General features: G+C 43.4%; 1 pseudogene. It reads left to right on the top strand.

Annotation, left to right across the window (positions count from 1 at the left end):
- Window positions 1–553: pseudogene (locus tag M977_RS25595) on the top strand (hypothetical protein); the annotation flags it as partial.
- Window positions 554–735: the final 182 nt, after the last annotated feature.

The following is a 735-nucleotide window of genomic DNA, read 5'->3' as shown; positions in this document are numbered from 1 at the left end:
AATTGCCAATACATCTTTTGTTGCGCAAGCAATCGCGGAATTAAACGGTGGAGCACCTTCCACCTTAAATACTCTGAAGAAACTGGCAGATGCGCTTTCAATTAAAGCACCACTGGCCAGCCCATCCTTCACCGGAACGCCTACAGTACCTAGTGCAAATCAGGACGAAATTGACCTGCGTATTGCAAATACAACGTTTGTATCTAAATACGTTGACAGTATTAACGCTAAGTTATTTCCCAAAAGGGCACTAGCAGCTAATGATTATATTCGGATTCCTGACGTTGAAGGTGGGTTTATTATTCAGTGGGTAAGCATTGCCTCTGCCTCATTCCCTGCCTTTGATGTAGACGTCCCTGTTACTCTTCCGAAAGCTTTTCCTGCTCAAAATTTAATTGCGCTTGCAGTTAGTGTTAATCCTTCTGCCTCACAGAATGCAGACGGCTTGCCACAAATTGCCGGGCGGGACAGAGGAGTGGTAACAGTAAAACAGGCCATTAATGTTGAGAAACAAGTACTCTCAGACGTAGCAATTATCTGTTTTGGTTATTAAAAGGATTCCAGCATGAAGTTTTATGATCCCACGTCAGGATTTTTCGAAAAAACAACAAGTTCAGTGGAAATTACCGGTGAATATTATGCCGAACTTCTCGCCGGACAGTCAGGAGGTAAGCGTATAGTTCACAATCAAAACGGATATCCTGTTTTATCCGACAGGCCAGGCTTAAGCGAAGA

It is taken from the genome of Buttiauxella gaviniae ATCC 51604 (assembly GCF_001654835.1).
GTDB lineage: Bacteria > Pseudomonadota > Gammaproteobacteria > Enterobacterales > Enterobacteriaceae > Buttiauxella > Buttiauxella gaviniae.
This window is presented reverse-complemented; position numbering and strand designations above follow the sequence as displayed.